Below are 1,080 nucleotides of genomic sequence, written 5' to 3' on the forward strand. Positions count from 1 at the left end.
TGATGAACCAGGTCTCGCGGCAGGCGGCGCAGCGGACCGAGCGCCCCTCCATGCCGACCCGGCCGGTCTCGACCCGGTAGCTGCTGGCGCAGGTGGGACAGGTGATCAGCATCGGAGGGTGATCAGCATGGCGGTCCTCACGCGGGCACTCGGGCGCCGTGCCGGAACGCGGCACGAAACGCTTAACCCAGTGTCAGCGAACGCGGTTAAGCTCCGGTGAAGCGCCGCGGGCTTGAAAACGCCGCTCCGGGATTCCATCCCGGTCCGGAACTCCCGAAACCGGCGTCCCGCGAGGTTGCGCAGCTTTGAAGACCGCAAGCCTGCTCTCCGGCGCCGAGGCGCCGGTGGTCCAGTTCGAGAATGTCGGCATGCGCTACGGCCTGGGGCCGGAGGTGCTCTCCGACGTGAGCTTCAAGATCGCCCCGCACTCGTTCCAGTTCCTCACCGGGCCCTCGGGGGCGGGCAAGACCACGCTGCTGCGGCTGATCCTCCTCTCGGTGCGGCCGACGCGCGGGCTGGTCTCGGTCTTCGGCGAGGAGGTCAGCGGCATCTCCAGCGGCGCGCTCACGGCCTTGCGCCGCCGCATGGGCGTGGTGTTCCAGGATTTCCGGCTGCTCGACCACCTCACCACCTACGAGAACGTGGCGCTGCCGCTCCGCGTGCAGGGCCGGGCGGAGACGAGCTACCGGGCCGAGGTGGTCGAGCTCCTGCGCTGGGTCGGCCTGGGCGAGCGCATGCACGCCCTGCCCCCGCTCCTGTCGGGCGGCGAGAAGCAGCGCGCGGCCATCGCCCGCGCCCTGATCGGCCGGCCCGACCTGCTGCTCGCCGACGAGCCGACCGGCAACGTCGATCCGGGCCTCGGGCGGCGGCTGCTGCGCCTGTTCCTCGAATTGAACAAGCTCGGCACCTCGGTGATCATCGCGACCCACGATTACGGCATCATGGACACCGTGTCGGCGCGCCGCATGGTGCTGGGCGAGGGCCGCCTGCGGATCGAGGAATGAGCGTGGACCGCACCCCTCCCGGCAACAATTCCGGCCACACCCCCGGCAAACCGGCCGGCCGGCCCTCGCCCAGCAC

2 protein-coding genes are annotated in these 1,080 nt (G+C 70.8%); one reads left to right on the top strand and one right to left on the bottom strand.

Features of this window, described 5'->3' with window-relative positions:
• Nucleotides 1-112, bottom strand: a 112-nt coding sequence (locus AX737_RS31660; RefSeq protein WP_197430411.1) for an MJ0042-type zinc finger domain-containing protein, incomplete at its 3' end; no start/stop codon positions are given.
• 193 nt (nucleotides 113-305) lie between these two features.
• On the opposite strand from AX737_RS31660, the gene ftsE reads away from it, so the two are divergent.
• Nucleotides 306-1,004 (top strand): cell division ATP-binding protein FtsE, encoded by a 699-nt coding sequence (gene ftsE, locus AX737_RS01045; RefSeq protein WP_066918310.1) that lies wholly within the window; start codon nucleotides 306-308, stop codon nucleotides 1,002-1,004.
• Nucleotides 1,005-1,080: the final 76 nt, after the last annotated feature.

It is taken from the genome of Methylobacterium sp. CCH5-D2 (genome assembly GCF_001556475.1).
Lineage (GTDB): Bacteria > Pseudomonadota > Alphaproteobacteria > Rhizobiales > Beijerinckiaceae > Methylobacterium > Methylobacterium hispanicum.